Origin of the sequence: Marinobacter sp. R17 (assembly GCF_003789045.1) — a bacterium.
Lineage (GTDB): Bacteria > Pseudomonadota > Gammaproteobacteria > Pseudomonadales > Oleiphilaceae > Marinobacter_A > Marinobacter_A mangrovi.
Genome location: NZ_RHGZ01000007.1, coordinates 23,081 through 35,778, shown reverse-complemented (window position 1 = coordinate 35,778; position 12,698 = coordinate 23,081). Strand labels below are relative to the sequence as shown.

Below are 12,698 nucleotides of genomic sequence, written 5' to 3'. Positions count from 1 at the left end.
ATGTCCCCGACTCGCCTTATTCTTCGATTTTACCGCCTGCAGCCGTGATGGCTTCACGCGCGCCTTTGGTGACCTTGAGACCCTTGACGGTGACCGGACGGGTCAGCTCGCCAGAGAGGATCACCTTCGCTACACGGATTTCCTCACGGATAATGTCCGCCTTTTTCAGCGCATCCAGGTCTGCGACATCGCCTTCAACCTTGGCCAGCTCATTCAGGCGGATCTCCGCCTCATAACGCTGCTGACGCGAGGTGAAACCGAACTTCGGCAGACGACGGGCCAACGGCTGCTGACCACCCTCGAAACCAGGCGCTACGCTGCCGCCGGAGCGGGACTTCAGACCCTTGTGACCGCGGCCGCCGGTTTTACCGAGGCCGCTACCGATACCGCGACCGACACGCTTGCCGTCCGGGCGAGAACCGGCTTCAGGACTAAGCTCGTTCAAACGCATCTTAGTTCTCCTCAACCCGTACCAGGTAATTAATACGGTTCACCATGCCGCGCGTGGACGCAGTGTCCTCAACCTCGACAGTGTGACCGATCTTACGCAGACCCAGGCCCTTGACGCACTCTTTGTGCTTGGGCTGACAGCCGATCGGGCTGCGGGTCAGAGTGACTTTCATTGTCTTGTTCGCCATGACTTCAACCCAGAATATCTTCCACGGTCTTGCCGCGCTTGGCTGCAACGTCTTCAGGCGACTTCATGGCCTGGAGACCCTTGATAGTGGAACGGACCACGTTGACCGGATTGGTCGAGCCGTAACACTTGGACAGGACGTTCTGAACACCTGCCACTTCCAGTACCGCACGCATCGCACCACCGGCGATGATACCGGTACCTTCTGAAGCCGGCTGCATGTACACCTTGGAACCACCGTGGGCCGCTTGGACCGGGTACTGCAGGGTGTTGCCCTTCAGCGGTACATCAACCATGTTCTTACGTGCTGCTTCCATAGCTTTCTGGATAGCGACCGGCACTTCACGCGCCTTGCCACGACCGAAGCCAACACGACCTTTACCATCACCCACCACAGTCAGCGCAGTGAAGGCGAAAATACGACCGCCCTTCACAACCTTCGCGACGCGGTTGACCTGAACCAGCTTTTCCTGGAGCTCAGGCGCTTTCTGTTCGTTCACGCTCATCTTCTCCACCTCTTAGAATTGCAGGCCAGCTTCACGTGCCGCATCGGCCAAAGCCTGGATGCGACCATGATAGCGATAGCCGGAACGGTCGAATGCAACCTGCTCAATACCGGCTGCCTTGGCACGCTCTGCAATGAGCTTGCCGACTTGCTTGGCAGCGTCAACGTTGCCGGTCGCACCCTGGCGCAATTCCTTGTCCAGTGTGGAGGCAGATGCCAGAACCTTACTACCATCAGCAGTCGTGACCTGGGCATACATGTGCCGCGGCGTACGATGTACGCAGAGACGGTTGGCGCCCAGTTCACGGATCTTCATACGCACTTTACGTGCGCGACGCAATCTTTCGTTATTCGCGCTCATAGTCCCGCCTTATTTCTTCTTGGCCTCTTTACGTCTGACCAGCTCATCCGCATAACGCACACCCTTACCTTTATAAGGCTCGGGCGGACGGTAGGCGCGGATTTCCGCTGCGACCTGACCAACCTGTTGCTTATCGATACCCCGAATCACGACTTCCGTATTCGACGGTGTTTCAGCCGTGATACCTTCGGGCAGCTCGTACTCAACCGGGTGAGAGAAACCCAGAGTCAGATTGAGCTTTTTCCCTTGTGCCTGGGCACGATAACCCACGCCCACCAGCTGCAGCTTGCGCTCAAAGCCGGTGCTGACGCCAGTCACCATGTTGTTAACCAGTGCACGGGTAGTACCGGCAAGGGCACGAGACTGTTTTGCGCCATCACGCGCAGCGAAACGCAGGACGTTTTCTTCCTGCTTCACTTCTACCGCGTCATGAATGGTGAATTGAAGCGCTCCCTTGGAGCCCTTCACGTTGATATCCTGTCCGCTCAGCTTAACCTCAACACCGGAAGGCAGCACGACAGGATTATTGGCAACCCTGGACATGTGTAACTCCTAAAATACGGTGCAGATGACTTCGCCACCAACGCCGGCTTGACGCGCGGCGCGATCGGTCATAACGCCCTTGGACGTTGACACGATGGCGATTCCCAGACCACCGGCTACCTTCGGCAGTTCCCCAGCGCCTTTGTACTGGCGCAGACTCGGACGGCTGACTCGCTTGATAGACTCGATAACCGGCTTGCCCTCGAAATAACGGAGGGTCACAGTCAGTTCCGGCTTGGCGTCAGCTGTAACGGAGAAGTCCTCGACATAGCCTTCGTCCTTCAGGACCTGGGCTACGGAGACCTTCATTTTTGATGACGGCATCGTCACATCAGCTTTGGATGCCATCTGAGCATTGCGGATGCGAGTAATCATATCCGCAAGCGTGTCTTGCATACTCATTGGTATGAGGCTCCTGATCTTTTCAGTTGTGCAGCGGCTTGCCGCACCGCTTACCAACAGGCACCGAAGTGCCTACCTTTACCAGCTCGACTTGGTCAGGCCCGGTACGTCACCACGCATGCCGGCTTCACGCAACTTGATGCGAGAAAGCTGGAATTTGCGCAGAACGCCGTGCGGACGACCAGTGACCTGGCAACGGTTACGAAGACGTGCCGGGCTGGCATTACGCGGGAGCTTCTGCAGTTTGATCTGCGCATCCCAGCGTTCTTCGTCGCTGGTATTCGGGTTCTTGATAATCGCCTTGAGCTCAGCGCGCTTGACTGCGTATTTCTCGACAGTCTTCTGGCGCTTCAGCTCGCGATTCTTCATCGATACCTTAGCCATTACGCTCGTTCCTTATTTCTTGAACGGAAAGCCGAAAGCTTTCAGCAGTTCACGGCCTTCTTCGTCGCTACCCGCACTGGTGGTGATGGTGATATCCAGCCCGCGAATCTTGTCGACCTTGTCGTACTCGATTTCCGGGAAGATGATCTGCTCACGCACACCCATGCTGTAGTTGCCGCGACCGTCAAAAGACTTCGGATTCAGGCCACGGAAGTCACGCACACGGGGAATCGCGATGTGAACCAGGCGATCGAAGAAGTCCCACATACGCTCACCGCGCAGCGTGACTTTACAACCGATCGGCCAACCTTCACGAATCTTGAAGCCCGCGACGGATTTACGCGCCTTGGTGACTACCGGCTTCTGACCAGACAGCTGCTCGAGATCTGCAAGCGCATTCTCGATCAGCTTCTTGTCGCCAACCGCTTCACCGACACCCATGTTCAGGGTGATTTTCTCAATACGCGGCACCTGCATCGGGTTCTTGTATTCGAACGCCTGTTGCAGCGCGGGTACCACGTCCTGTTTGTACATCTCTTTCATGTTAAGCATCGTAACCACCACCGCTTACTGGTTATCGACAGCTTCTTTCGTGGACTTGAAAATCCGCATTTTGCCGCCGTCTTCCTTGCTCTGGAAGCCGACGCGATCGGCTTTGCCGGTCTGCGGATTAAAAATAGCCACGTTGGAAGCCTGGATAGGTGCTTCTTTCTCGACGATGCCACCCGGCGTGCCGAGCATCGGGTTGGGCTTGGTGTGCTTCTTGATCATGTTGATCCCGGAAACAATCACCTTTCCGTCGGCCTGGACCTTCAGGACCTTGCCGCGCTTACCCTTATCTTTTCCCGTGGTGACGATGACTTCGTCATCTCGTTTGATCTTCTTCATAACCGGCCTCTAGTCCTTACAGTACTTCGGGTGCCAGTGAAATAATCTTCATGAACTTTTCGCTACGCAGCTCACGGGTCACCGGTCCAAAGATCCGGGTGCCGATCGGCGCGTCCTGGTTGTTCAGAAGTACAGCCGCGTTACCGTCGAAGCGAATCAACGAACCGTCCGGGCGACGAACGCCCTTGGCGGTACGCACTACGACAGCCTTGAGGACCTGGCCTTTGCGCACTTTCCCGCGGGGGATGGCTTCCTTAACGGTCACCTTGATGATATCTCCCACGCTGGCGTAACGCCGGTGTGAACCGCCCAGGACCTTGATGCACATCACCTGACGGGCACCACTGTTGTCCGCGACCTCAAGCATTGTTTGAGTCTGAATCATGGTTGTTCTCCAGCAGAAACCACTTTGCCGTTACGACAAGACTCACCGTCCGGGCGAGTTACACCTTCGAAGCGCGTTCGACGACATCAACCAGAGCCCAGCTCTTGGTCTTGGAGATCGGACGAGTTTCCTCGATCCGAACGGTGTCGCCGATGTTGCACTGGTTACTTTCGTCGTGAGCGTGAATCTTGGTTGAGCGCTTGATGTACTTACCGTACAGCGGGTGTTTCACCTGGCGCTCCACCAGAACCACGATGGACTTGTCCATCTTGTTGCTCACGACCTTGCCGCTCAGGGTTCTGGCAGTATTAGTAGCTTCAGTCATGTCACTGTCCTGCCTTTTCGTTCAATACTGTTTTCACGCGAGCAACGTCGCGCTTAACCTTGCTGAGGAGGTGAGACTGATTCAGCTGACCTGTCGCCTTGCGCATGCGCAGGTTGAACTGCTCCTTAAGGAGGTCGATCAGCTCTTTGTTCAGCTCCTCGACTGATTTTTCGCGCAGCTCTGTTGCTTTCATCACATCACCGTCCTCGTAACGAAGGTTGTCGAAACAGGCAGTTTGGCGGCGGCCAGAGTGAACGCTTCACGCGCCACTTCTTCAGCAACACCTTCCATTTCATACAGCATTTTGCCCGGCTGGATTTCAGCAACCCAGTACTCGACAGAACCCTTACCTTTACCCATCCGTACTTCCAGCGGCTTACCGGTGATCGGCTTGTCCGGGAAAACCCGGATCCAGATCTTACCACCCCGCTTGATACGACGGGTCATTGTCCGACGTGCCGCTTCGATCTGGCGCGCAGTTATACGGCCACGGCTAGTCGCTTTCAATCCGTACTCACCGAAGCTCACCTTGTTACCGCGCTGAGCGAGACCGGTGTTACGGCCTTTCATTACCTTGCGAAATTTCGTACGTTTTGGCTGCAGCATACGAGTGCCCCTTTACTTAGAACCTTTCTTGCGAGAGGCATCCTTCTCAGCACGGACTTGTTCCATGCCGCCAAGAATCTCGCCCTTGAAGATCCATACCTTGACGCCGATGATGCCGTAGGTGGTCTGCGCTTCGTAGGTTGCGTAGTCGATGTCTGCACGCAGTGTGTGCAGAGGCACCCGACCTTCGCGATACCATTCGGAACGCGCGATTTCCGCGCCACCCAGACGGCCGCCGACCTGGATCTTGATACCTTTTGCGCCCTGGCGCATGGCGTTCTGAACCGCGCGCTTCATGGCGCGACGGAACATCACACGACGCTCCAGCTGGCCAGCCACGTTCTGGGCAACCAGTTTGGCATCCAGATCCGGCTTACGGACCTCTTCGATGTTGATGTGCACAGGCACACCCATCATGCCGCTGACTTCGCGACGCAGACGGTCAACATCTTCACCCTTCTTACCGATAACAATACCGGGACGGGCAGTATGGATCGTGATACGGGCGTTCTGAGCAGGGCGCTCGATCACAATCTTGCTTACAGACGCCTTCACCAGACGCTTTTGCAGGAATTCACGCACCTGAATGTCGTTCAGGAGGTTTTTCGCGTATTCCCCTTTTTCGGCATACCAGACTGAGTTGTGCTCTTTAATCACACCCAGCCGAATACCGGTTGGATTTACTTTATGACCCATCTGAGCATCTCCTACTTGTCGGCGACCTTGACGGTGATATGACAGGTGCGCTTGAAAATACGATCAGCGCGCCCCTTAGCTCGAGCCTTGATTCGCTTGAGCGTCGGGCCTTCGTCCACCATGATGGTGGCTACCCGCAACTCGTCAACGTCCAGACCTTCGTTATGCTCAGCGTTGGCAATGGCAGATTCCAAGGCTTTCTTGATCACTACCGCCGCCTTTTTCGGGCTGAAAGTCAGAATATTCAGGGCTTCCTCTACTGCCTTGCCGCGGACCTGATCTGCGACAAGACGCGCTTTCTGAGCAGAGAGGCGAGCGCCTTTGTACTTAGCCGCTACTTCCATTTCTCTATACCCTCAATCAGCGTTTAGCTTTCTTGTCGGCAGCATGACCGCGGTAAGTACGCGTAGCAGCGAACTCACCCAGCTTGTGACCCACCATGTCTTCAGAGACATGGACCGGCACGTGTTGCTTGCCGTTATGGATTGCAATGGTCAGGCCTACCATCTCCGGGAAAACCGTCGACCGGCGCGACCAGGTCTTGATCGGTCGCTTGTCGTTGGATTCCAGAGCTGCCTCAACCTTCTTCAACAGATGCAGGTCAATAAAAGGACCTTTCTTCAAAGAACGTGGCACAGCAAATACCTCTATGTAGTCGTTTACTTGGCTGAACGACGACGTACTATCATTCGGTCAGTACGCTTGTTCTTACGAGTCTTATGCCCTTTGGTCGGAACACCCCACGGAGTAACCGGGTGACGCCCGCCAGAGGTACGCCCTTCACCACCACCATGCGGGTGGTCAACTGGGTTCATAGCAACACCACGTACTGTTGGGCGTTTGCCGCGCCAACGTGATGCACCCGCTTTACCAAGCTGCTTGAGGGTGTGCTCGCTGTTGGACACTTCGCCCAACGTTGCACGACACTCAACAAGCACCTTACGCATTTCACCTGAACGAAGACGCAGCGTTGCATACGCGCCTTCACGAGCAACCAGCTGTACGGATGCGCCCGCACTGCGAGCCAGCTGAGCACCCTTTCCAGGCTTGAGTTCGACGCAGTGGATGACGGAACCGACCGGAATATTCCGGAGCGGCAGCGTGCTACCCACCTTGATTGGCGCGTCGATGCCAGAGCGCACTTCCTGCCCTACTACGACACCCTTGGGAGCGATAATGTAGCGACGCTCGCCATCGGCGTACTTGAGCAGCGCAATGTGCGCAGAGCGGTTCGGATCGTATTCCAGACGTTCTACAACGGCCGGGATACCATCTTTGGTCCGCTTAAAGTCGATCAGACGGTAATGACGCTTGTGGCCACCACCGACATGACGCGTGGTGATCCGACCGAAATGGTTACGACCACCGGTGCGGCTCAGAGATTCAACCAACGGCTCGAAAGGCTTGCCTTTGTGCAGGTCAGGGTTGTAAGTCTTTACAACGTGACGGCGGCCGGGCGATGTTGGCTTGGTTTTGACGATCGGCATTTTACGACCCCTTTACCTTATTCCACATCCACAAAGTCGATTTCCTGACCTTCCGCAAGACGAACGTAAGCTTTGCGAAGATCATCGCGCTTACCGAAGCCACGTACCGTGCGCTTCAACTTACCCTTGCGGTTCAGGATCTGAACACCTTCGACTTTGACGTTGAACAGTTGCTCAACAGCGCGTTTAACCTCCGGCTTGGTAGCGTCAGCCGCGACTCGAAATACAACCTGGTTGTTTTCGGCGACCAAGGAGGCCTTCTCGGAAACATGCGGTCCCAGCAGGACCTTATAAATACGTTCCTGATTCATCCCAGCATCTCCTCAATCTTCTTCAGAGCCGGCACGGTAACCACAACGTTCTCGTGAGCAACCAGGCTCACCGGATCCAGACCGGCAACGTCACGCACGTCAACGTGCGGAATATTGCGCGAAGCCAGGTGCAGGTTCTGCTCGACGGTATCTGCCAGAATCAGCGCATTGGACACACCCAGATCCTTGAGCTTGGCGCTGAACGCCTTGGTCTTGGGCGAGTCAACAACCACGTCGTCAACCACGACCAGACGCTCCTGACGCACCAGCTCAGAGAAAATAGAGCGCAGTGCCGCACGGTACATCTTGCGGTTCACTTTCTGGGAGTGATCTTGCGGCTTGGCAGCAAACGTCACACCACCGCTACGCCAGATCGGGCTACGAATCGTACCCGCACGGGCGCGACCGGTACCCTTCTGGCGCCATGGCTTCTTACCACCGCCACTCACTTCAGAGCGGGTCTTCTGGGCACGAGTGCCCTGGCGACCGCCGGCCATATAAGCCGTCACGACCTGATGGACCAGCGACTCGTTGAAATCTTTCGCGAATGCGGCGTCAGATACGGAAACGCCTTCGCTGCTACCAGTAATTTTCAGTTCCATCGCATCGCTCCTCAGGCTTTAACTGCAGGCTTGATGACAACGTCGCCGCCAGTAGCGCCGGGAACGGCACCTTTGACGAGCAGCAGGTTGCGCTCAGCATCGACGCGGACCACTTCCAGGTTCTGAACGGTGACCCGCTCATTGCCCATCTGGCCAGCCATCTTCTTGCCTTTGAAAACTTTACCCGGAGTCTGGTTCTGACCAATTGAACCAGGCGCCCGATGCGACAGGGAGTTACCGTGAGTGGCGTCCTGCATGGAGAAATTCCAGCGCTTGACGGTACCGGCAAAGCCCTTACCCTTGGAGGTCGCCGTTGCATCAACGAACTGACCCGCTTCAAAGGTAGTAGCTACGATTTCGCCGCCGGCCTGAAGGTCTTCACCTTCGCCATCTGCCAGACGAAATTCCCATACGCCACGACCAGCTTCTACGCCCGCCTTGGCGAAATGTCCGGACTCACTCTTGGTTACACGGGAAGCGCGACGCTTACCAACAGTCACCTGGACTGCACGGTAGCCATCTGACTCGAGTGTCTTGAGTTGGGTGATACGGTTGGCTTCAACCTCAATCACCGTTACGGGCACTGCGCGCCCGTCATCCGTAAAAATACGGGTCATACCGGCCTTACGACCGACAACACCAATTGCCATGTTTCACCTCTTAAAGTGTACGGGGCTCTCACCCTCTATGGCCTTACGACAGTTACACAAACCAACGCGTTGCGCGTTAGCCGAGGCTGATCTGAACGTCTACACCGGCAGCCAGATCAAGCTTCATCAATGCATCTACTGTCTTTTCCGTCGGCTCAACAATGTCGAGCAGACGCTTATGCGTACGAATTTCATACTGATCGCGCGCGTCTTTGTTGACGTGCGGAGAGATCAATACCGTGTACTTTTCCTTGCGCGTCGGCAGAGGAATCGGACCACGCACCTGAGCGCCGGTCCGCTTCGCGGTATCGACGATCTCCTGCGTGGACTGGTCGATCAGGCGATAATCAAACGCCTTCAACCGAATTCTGATCTTTTGGCTTTGCATGTTGCACCAAACTCCACTCGTAGCAGCTACTGTTAGCCGACCTTAAAAAAAGGAGCCGCATTGTATGCAGAACGCACAACCCTGTCAAGCAGGCGTGCGACACCATCTCCCTCTACAGTCGGATAATTACCTATCTTCATAGAAAAAGGGGCTGCACAAAGCAGCCCCTTTTCCCGAAGACCGATCGATTACTCGATGATCTTGGCGACAACACCCGCGCCAACGGTACGGCCACCCTCGCGGATCGCGAAGCGCAGACCTTCTTCCATGGCGATCGGGGCAATCAGAGTGGCAACCAGCTTGACGTTGTCACCCGGCATAACCATCTCGACACCTTCCGGCAGCTCACACGCACCCGTTACGTCGGTGGTACGGAAGTAGAACTGCGGACGGTAGCCCTTGAAGAACGGCGTATGACGACCACCTTCTTCCTTGCTCAGCACGTAAACTTCGGACTCGAACTTGGTGTGCGGGGTAATGGAACCCGGCACCGCCAGGACCTGACCACGCTCAACGTCGTCACGCTTGGTACCACGCAGCAGAACACCCACATTCTCACCCGCGCGACCTTCGTCCAGCAGCTTACGGAACATCTCAACACCGGTACAGGTGGTCTTGGTGGTGTCGCGAATGCCCACGATTTCCACTTCGTCACCCACCTTGATGATGCCACGCTCAACACGACCGGTCACAACGGTACCACGACCGGAGATGGAGAAGACGTCCTCGATCGGCATCAGGAACGGCTGATCGATCGCACGCTCCGGCTCAGGGATGTACTCGTCCAGGGCTTCAACCAGCTTCTTGACAGCGGTTGTACCCATTTCGTTGTCATCCTTGCCTTCCAGCGCCATCAGTGCAGAACCGGTGATGATCGGCGTGTCGTCGCCCGGGAAGTCGTACTGGCTCAGCAGGTCACGCACTTCCATCTCAACCAGTTCCAGCAGCTCTTCGTCATCGACCATGTCCGCTTTGTTCAGGAACACAACGATGAACGGAACGCCGACCTGGCGGGACAGCAGGATGTGCTCACGCGTCTGCGGCATCGGGCCGTCAGCTGCGGAGCAAACCAGGATCGCGCCGTCCATCTGCGCCGCACCCGTGATCATGTTCTTCACGTAGTCGGCGTGGCCCGGGCAGTCAACGTGTGCGTAGTGACGCGTCGGGGAATCGTACTCAACGTGAGACGTCGCGATGGTGATACCACGCGCCTTCTCTTCCGGTGCGTTATCGATCTGGTCGAAAGCACTTGCAGTACCCGTACCCCAAACCTCGTGACACACACGAGTCAGGGCGGCTGTCAGCGTGGTTTTACCATGGTCAACGTGGCCAATCGTGCCCACGTTCACGTGCGGTTTATTACGCTCAAATTTTTCTTTAGACACGGTTACACCTCTTCCTGTTTCTTAGATCCGGGTATCAACCCTTTTTAATGATCGCTTCGGCAATGTTCGAAGGAGCTTCTGAGTAACCAGCGAACTCCATCGCGTAGGACGCACGACCTTGCGTTGCAGAACGCAGATCGGTGGCGTAACCGAACATCTCCGACAACGGAACCTCGGCACGGATGATTTTGCCCGCAGGGCTATCTTCCATACCCTGAACGAGACCACGACGACGGTTCAGGTCACCTACAACGTCACCCATGTAGTCTTCCGGGGTAACGACTTCGACCTTCATCATCGGCTCGAGAAGCGCCGGACTCGCCTGCTCGGCGGCTTTCTTCAGCGCCATGGAGCCAGCGATCTTGAACGCCATCTCGTTCGAGTCAACATCGTGATAGGAACCATCGTGCAGCGTCGCCTTGATACCCAGCAGCGGGTAGCCCGCCAGGATACCGTTCTGCATCTGCTCTTCGATGCCCTGGGAAACCGCCGGGATGTATTCCTTGGGAACCACACCACCCACGATTTCATTCACGAAGATGAAGTTTTCAGCATCTTCGTCATCCAGCGGAATCGGCTCGAACTTCACGTGAACGTGACCGTACTGACCACGACCACCGGACTGACGAACGAACTTGCCTTCGACATCAACCGCTTTACGGATGCACTCACGATAAGCCACCTGAGGCTTACCGATGTTCGCTTCCACCTTGAACTCGCGACGCATACGGTCAACGATGATATCCAGGTGAAGCTCACCCATACCGGAGATGATGGTCTGGCCGGACTCTTCATCGGTGCGGACACGGAAAGACGGATCTTCCTGCGCCAGCTTGCCGAGAGCCACGCCCATTTTCTCCTGGTCAGCCTTGGATTTCGGCTCAACCGCAACGGAGATAACCGGCTCCGGGAATTCCATGCGCTCAAGAACGATCTTGGCGCTTTCGTCACACAGAGTATCACCGGTGGTGACGCTCTTCAGACCGATAGCCGCTGCGATGTCACCCGCCAGAACCTCTTTGATTTCCTGACGCTCTTTGGAGTGCATCTGGACCATACGGCCGACACGCTCTTTCTTGAGCTTGACCGAGTTGTAGACGGACTGACCGGATTCCAGCTTACCGGAGTACACGCGGAAGAAGGTCAGCGTGCCCACGAACGGGTCGGTGGCGATCTTGAACGCCAGAGCCGCGAACGGAGCATTGTCATCAACCGGACGGGTTTCTTCAGTGCCTTCATCATCGACTTCACCACGGATTGCCTTGACTTCGTCAGGCGCCGGCAGGAATTCGATAACGGAGTCCAGAACCGCCTGGACACCCTTGTTCTTGAAGGCAGAGCCACAAGTTGCGACAACGATTTCGTTAGCGATGGTACGCAGACGCAGGCCTTTTTTGATGTCCTCGATCGACAGCTCGCCTTCCTCGAGGTACTTCTCCATCAGCTCTTCGTTGGCTTCGGCAGCGGCCTCAACCATCTGCTCGCGGTACATCGCCACTTCGTCCGCCATATCTTCCGGCACGTCGCGCTGGTCGTAGGTCGCGCCAGCGTCATCTTCGTTCCAGTAGATGGCCTTGTTACGGATCAGGTCGATAACACCTGCAAAGTCTTCCTCAGCGCCGATCGGCAGCTGAATCGGCACCGGCGTGGCGCCCAGACGGCTCTTGATCTGATCAACGACGCGCAGGAAGTTAGCACCGGCACGGTCCATCTTGTTCACGAAGACCATGCGCGGCACTTCGTATTTGTTGGCCTGGCGCCATACTGTTTCGGACTGGGGCTCAACACCGGAAGAACCACAGAAAACAACAACAGCACCATCCAGAACCCGCAGGGAACGCTCTACCTCGATGGTAAAGTCAACGTGTCCCGGGGTATCGATGATGTTGATACGGTGCTCATCGTACTGCTGGTCCATGCCACTCCAGAAACAGGTGGTGGCAGCAGAGGTGATGGTGATACCACGCTCCTGCTCCTGCTCCATCCAGTCCATGGTCGCCGCACCGTCGTGTACCTCACCAATCTTGTGAGAGATACCCGTATAGAACAGAACGCGCTCGGTGGTCGTGGTTTTGCCCGCATCAACGTGCGCACAAATCCCGATATTGCGATAGCGCTTAATTGGGGTCTTGCGTGCCACAGT

Annotated in this window: 23 protein-coding genes; all 23 read right to left on the bottom strand. The window is 56.1% G+C overall.

The window, feature by feature from the left end:
• Positions 1 to 16 precede the first annotated feature (16 nt).
• Positions 17 to 451, bottom strand: coding sequence for a 50S ribosomal protein L15 (gene rplO / locus EB809_RS07070; protein ID WP_123634115.1), 435 nt, complete (start codon positions 449 to 451; stop codon positions 17 to 19).
• Between the two features lies 1 nt (position 452).
• Positions 453 to 638 (bottom strand): 50S ribosomal protein L30, encoded by a 186-nt coding sequence (rpmD, locus tag EB809_RS07065; RefSeq protein ID WP_123634114.1) that lies wholly within the window; start codon positions 636 to 638, stop codon positions 453 to 455.
• A gap of 4 nt (positions 639 to 642) precedes the next feature.
• Positions 643 to 1,143: a 30S ribosomal protein S5 gene (rpsE, locus tag EB809_RS07060; RefSeq protein WP_123634113.1), complete on the bottom strand. Its 501-nt coding sequence runs from the start codon at positions 1,141 to 1,143 to the stop codon at positions 643 to 645.
• A gap of 12 nt (positions 1,144 to 1,155) precedes the next feature.
• Positions 1,156 to 1,503 (bottom strand): 50S ribosomal protein L18, encoded by a 348-nt coding sequence (gene rplR / locus EB809_RS07055; protein WP_123634112.1) that lies wholly within the window; start codon positions 1,501 to 1,503, stop codon positions 1,156 to 1,158.
• 9 nt (positions 1,504 to 1,512) lie between these two features.
• Positions 1,513 to 2,046 (bottom strand): 50S ribosomal protein L6, encoded by a 534-nt coding sequence (rplF, locus tag EB809_RS07050; RefSeq protein ID WP_123634111.1) that lies wholly within the window; start codon positions 2,044 to 2,046, stop codon positions 1,513 to 1,515.
• Positions 2,047 to 2,055: 9 nt separating this feature from the next.
• A complete protein-coding gene (rpsH, locus tag EB809_RS07045; RefSeq protein ID WP_123634110.1) occupies positions 2,056 to 2,448 on the bottom strand; it encodes a 30S ribosomal protein S8 in 393 nt (130 codons plus the stop codon).
• A gap of 78 nt (positions 2,449 to 2,526) precedes the next feature.
• Positions 2,527 to 2,832: a 30S ribosomal protein S14 gene (rpsN, locus tag EB809_RS07040; RefSeq protein WP_123634109.1), complete on the bottom strand. Its 306-nt coding sequence runs from the start codon at positions 2,830 to 2,832 to the stop codon at positions 2,527 to 2,529.
• A 12-nt stretch (positions 2,833 to 2,844) separates the two neighbouring features.
• Complete coding sequence (rplE, locus tag EB809_RS07035; protein WP_123634108.1) at positions 2,845 to 3,384, bottom strand: 50S ribosomal protein L5; 540 nt, start codon at positions 3,382 to 3,384, stop codon at positions 2,845 to 2,847.
• Positions 3,385 to 3,399: 15 nt separating this feature from the next.
• Positions 3,400 to 3,720 (bottom strand): 50S ribosomal protein L24, encoded by a 321-nt coding sequence (rplX, locus tag EB809_RS07030; RefSeq protein WP_123634107.1) that lies wholly within the window; start codon positions 3,718 to 3,720, stop codon positions 3,400 to 3,402.
• Between the two features lie 16 nt (positions 3,721 to 3,736).
• On the bottom strand, positions 3,737 to 4,105 hold the full coding sequence (gene rplN / locus EB809_RS07025; protein ID WP_123634106.1) for a 50S ribosomal protein L14: 369 nt from the start codon (positions 4,103 to 4,105) through the stop codon (positions 3,737 to 3,739).
• A 58-nt stretch (positions 4,106 to 4,163) separates the two neighbouring features.
• Complete coding sequence (gene rpsQ, locus EB809_RS07020) at positions 4,164 to 4,430, bottom strand: 30S ribosomal protein S17 (RefSeq protein ID WP_123634105.1); 267 nt, start codon at positions 4,428 to 4,430, stop codon at positions 4,164 to 4,166.
• 1 nt (position 4,431) lies between these two features.
• Complete coding sequence (gene rpmC / locus EB809_RS07015; protein WP_123634224.1) at positions 4,432 to 4,623, bottom strand: 50S ribosomal protein L29; 192 nt, start codon at positions 4,621 to 4,623, stop codon at positions 4,432 to 4,434.
• Positions 4,623 to 5,036 carry a 50S ribosomal protein L16 gene (gene rplP / locus EB809_RS07010; protein WP_092025516.1) on the bottom strand — a complete coding sequence of 138 codons (414 nt, stop codon included), beginning with the start codon at positions 5,034 to 5,036 and terminating at the stop codon, positions 4,623 to 4,625. The genes rpmC and rplP overlap by 1 nt, the downstream gene beginning before the upstream one ends.
• A 12-nt stretch (positions 5,037 to 5,048) precedes the next feature.
• Positions 5,049 to 5,732, bottom strand: coding sequence for a 30S ribosomal protein S3 (rpsC, locus tag EB809_RS07005; RefSeq protein ID WP_123634104.1), 684 nt, complete (start codon positions 5,730 to 5,732; stop codon positions 5,049 to 5,051).
• Between the two features lie 11 nt (positions 5,733 to 5,743).
• Positions 5,744 to 6,076, bottom strand: coding sequence for a 50S ribosomal protein L22 (rplV, locus tag EB809_RS07000; protein ID WP_123634103.1), 333 nt, complete (start codon positions 6,074 to 6,076; stop codon positions 5,744 to 5,746).
• Between the two features lie 16 nt (positions 6,077 to 6,092).
• Positions 6,093 to 6,368: a 30S ribosomal protein S19 gene (rpsS, locus tag EB809_RS06995; RefSeq protein ID WP_123634102.1), complete on the bottom strand. Its 276-nt coding sequence runs from the start codon at positions 6,366 to 6,368 to the stop codon at positions 6,093 to 6,095.
• Positions 6,369 to 6,391: 23 nt separating this feature from the next.
• Positions 6,392 to 7,219, bottom strand: a complete 828-nt coding sequence (rplB, locus tag EB809_RS06990; RefSeq protein WP_123634101.1) for a 50S ribosomal protein L2 — start codon at positions 7,217 to 7,219, stop codon at positions 6,392 to 6,394.
• A 17-nt stretch (positions 7,220 to 7,236) separates the two neighbouring features.
• Positions 7,237 to 7,530 carry a 50S ribosomal protein L23 gene (gene rplW / locus EB809_RS06985; protein ID WP_111498311.1) on the bottom strand — a complete coding sequence of 98 codons (294 nt, stop codon included), beginning with the start codon at positions 7,528 to 7,530 and terminating at the stop codon, positions 7,237 to 7,239.
• Positions 7,527 to 8,132, bottom strand: a complete 606-nt coding sequence (rplD, locus tag EB809_RS06980) for a 50S ribosomal protein L4 (protein WP_123634100.1) — start codon at positions 8,130 to 8,132, stop codon at positions 7,527 to 7,529. Before rplD ends, rplW begins: the two co-directional genes overlap by 4 nt.
• Positions 8,133 to 8,143: 11 nt before the next feature.
• The gene (gene rplC / locus EB809_RS06975; RefSeq protein ID WP_123634099.1) at positions 8,144 to 8,782 is read right to left on the bottom strand and encodes a 50S ribosomal protein L3; all 639 of its coding nucleotides are present in this window, start codon (positions 8,780 to 8,782) and stop codon (positions 8,144 to 8,146) included.
• Positions 8,783 to 8,858: 76 nt separating this feature from the next.
• Positions 8,859 to 9,170 (bottom strand): 30S ribosomal protein S10, encoded by a 312-nt coding sequence (rpsJ, locus tag EB809_RS06970; RefSeq protein WP_004580743.1) that lies wholly within the window; start codon positions 9,168 to 9,170, stop codon positions 8,859 to 8,861.
• 188 nt (positions 9,171 to 9,358) lie between these two features.
• Positions 9,359 to 10,555: an elongation factor Tu gene (gene tuf, locus EB809_RS06965; protein ID WP_123634088.1), complete on the bottom strand. Its 1,197-nt coding sequence runs from the start codon at positions 10,553 to 10,555 to the stop codon at positions 9,359 to 9,361.
• A gap of 34 nt (positions 10,556 to 10,589) precedes the next feature.
• The gene (gene fusA / locus EB809_RS06960; RefSeq protein WP_123634098.1) at positions 10,590 to 12,695 is read right to left on the bottom strand and encodes an elongation factor G; all 2,106 of its coding nucleotides are present in this window, start codon (positions 12,693 to 12,695) and stop codon (positions 10,590 to 10,592) included.
• Between the last annotated feature and the right edge of the window lie 3 nt (positions 12,696 to 12,698).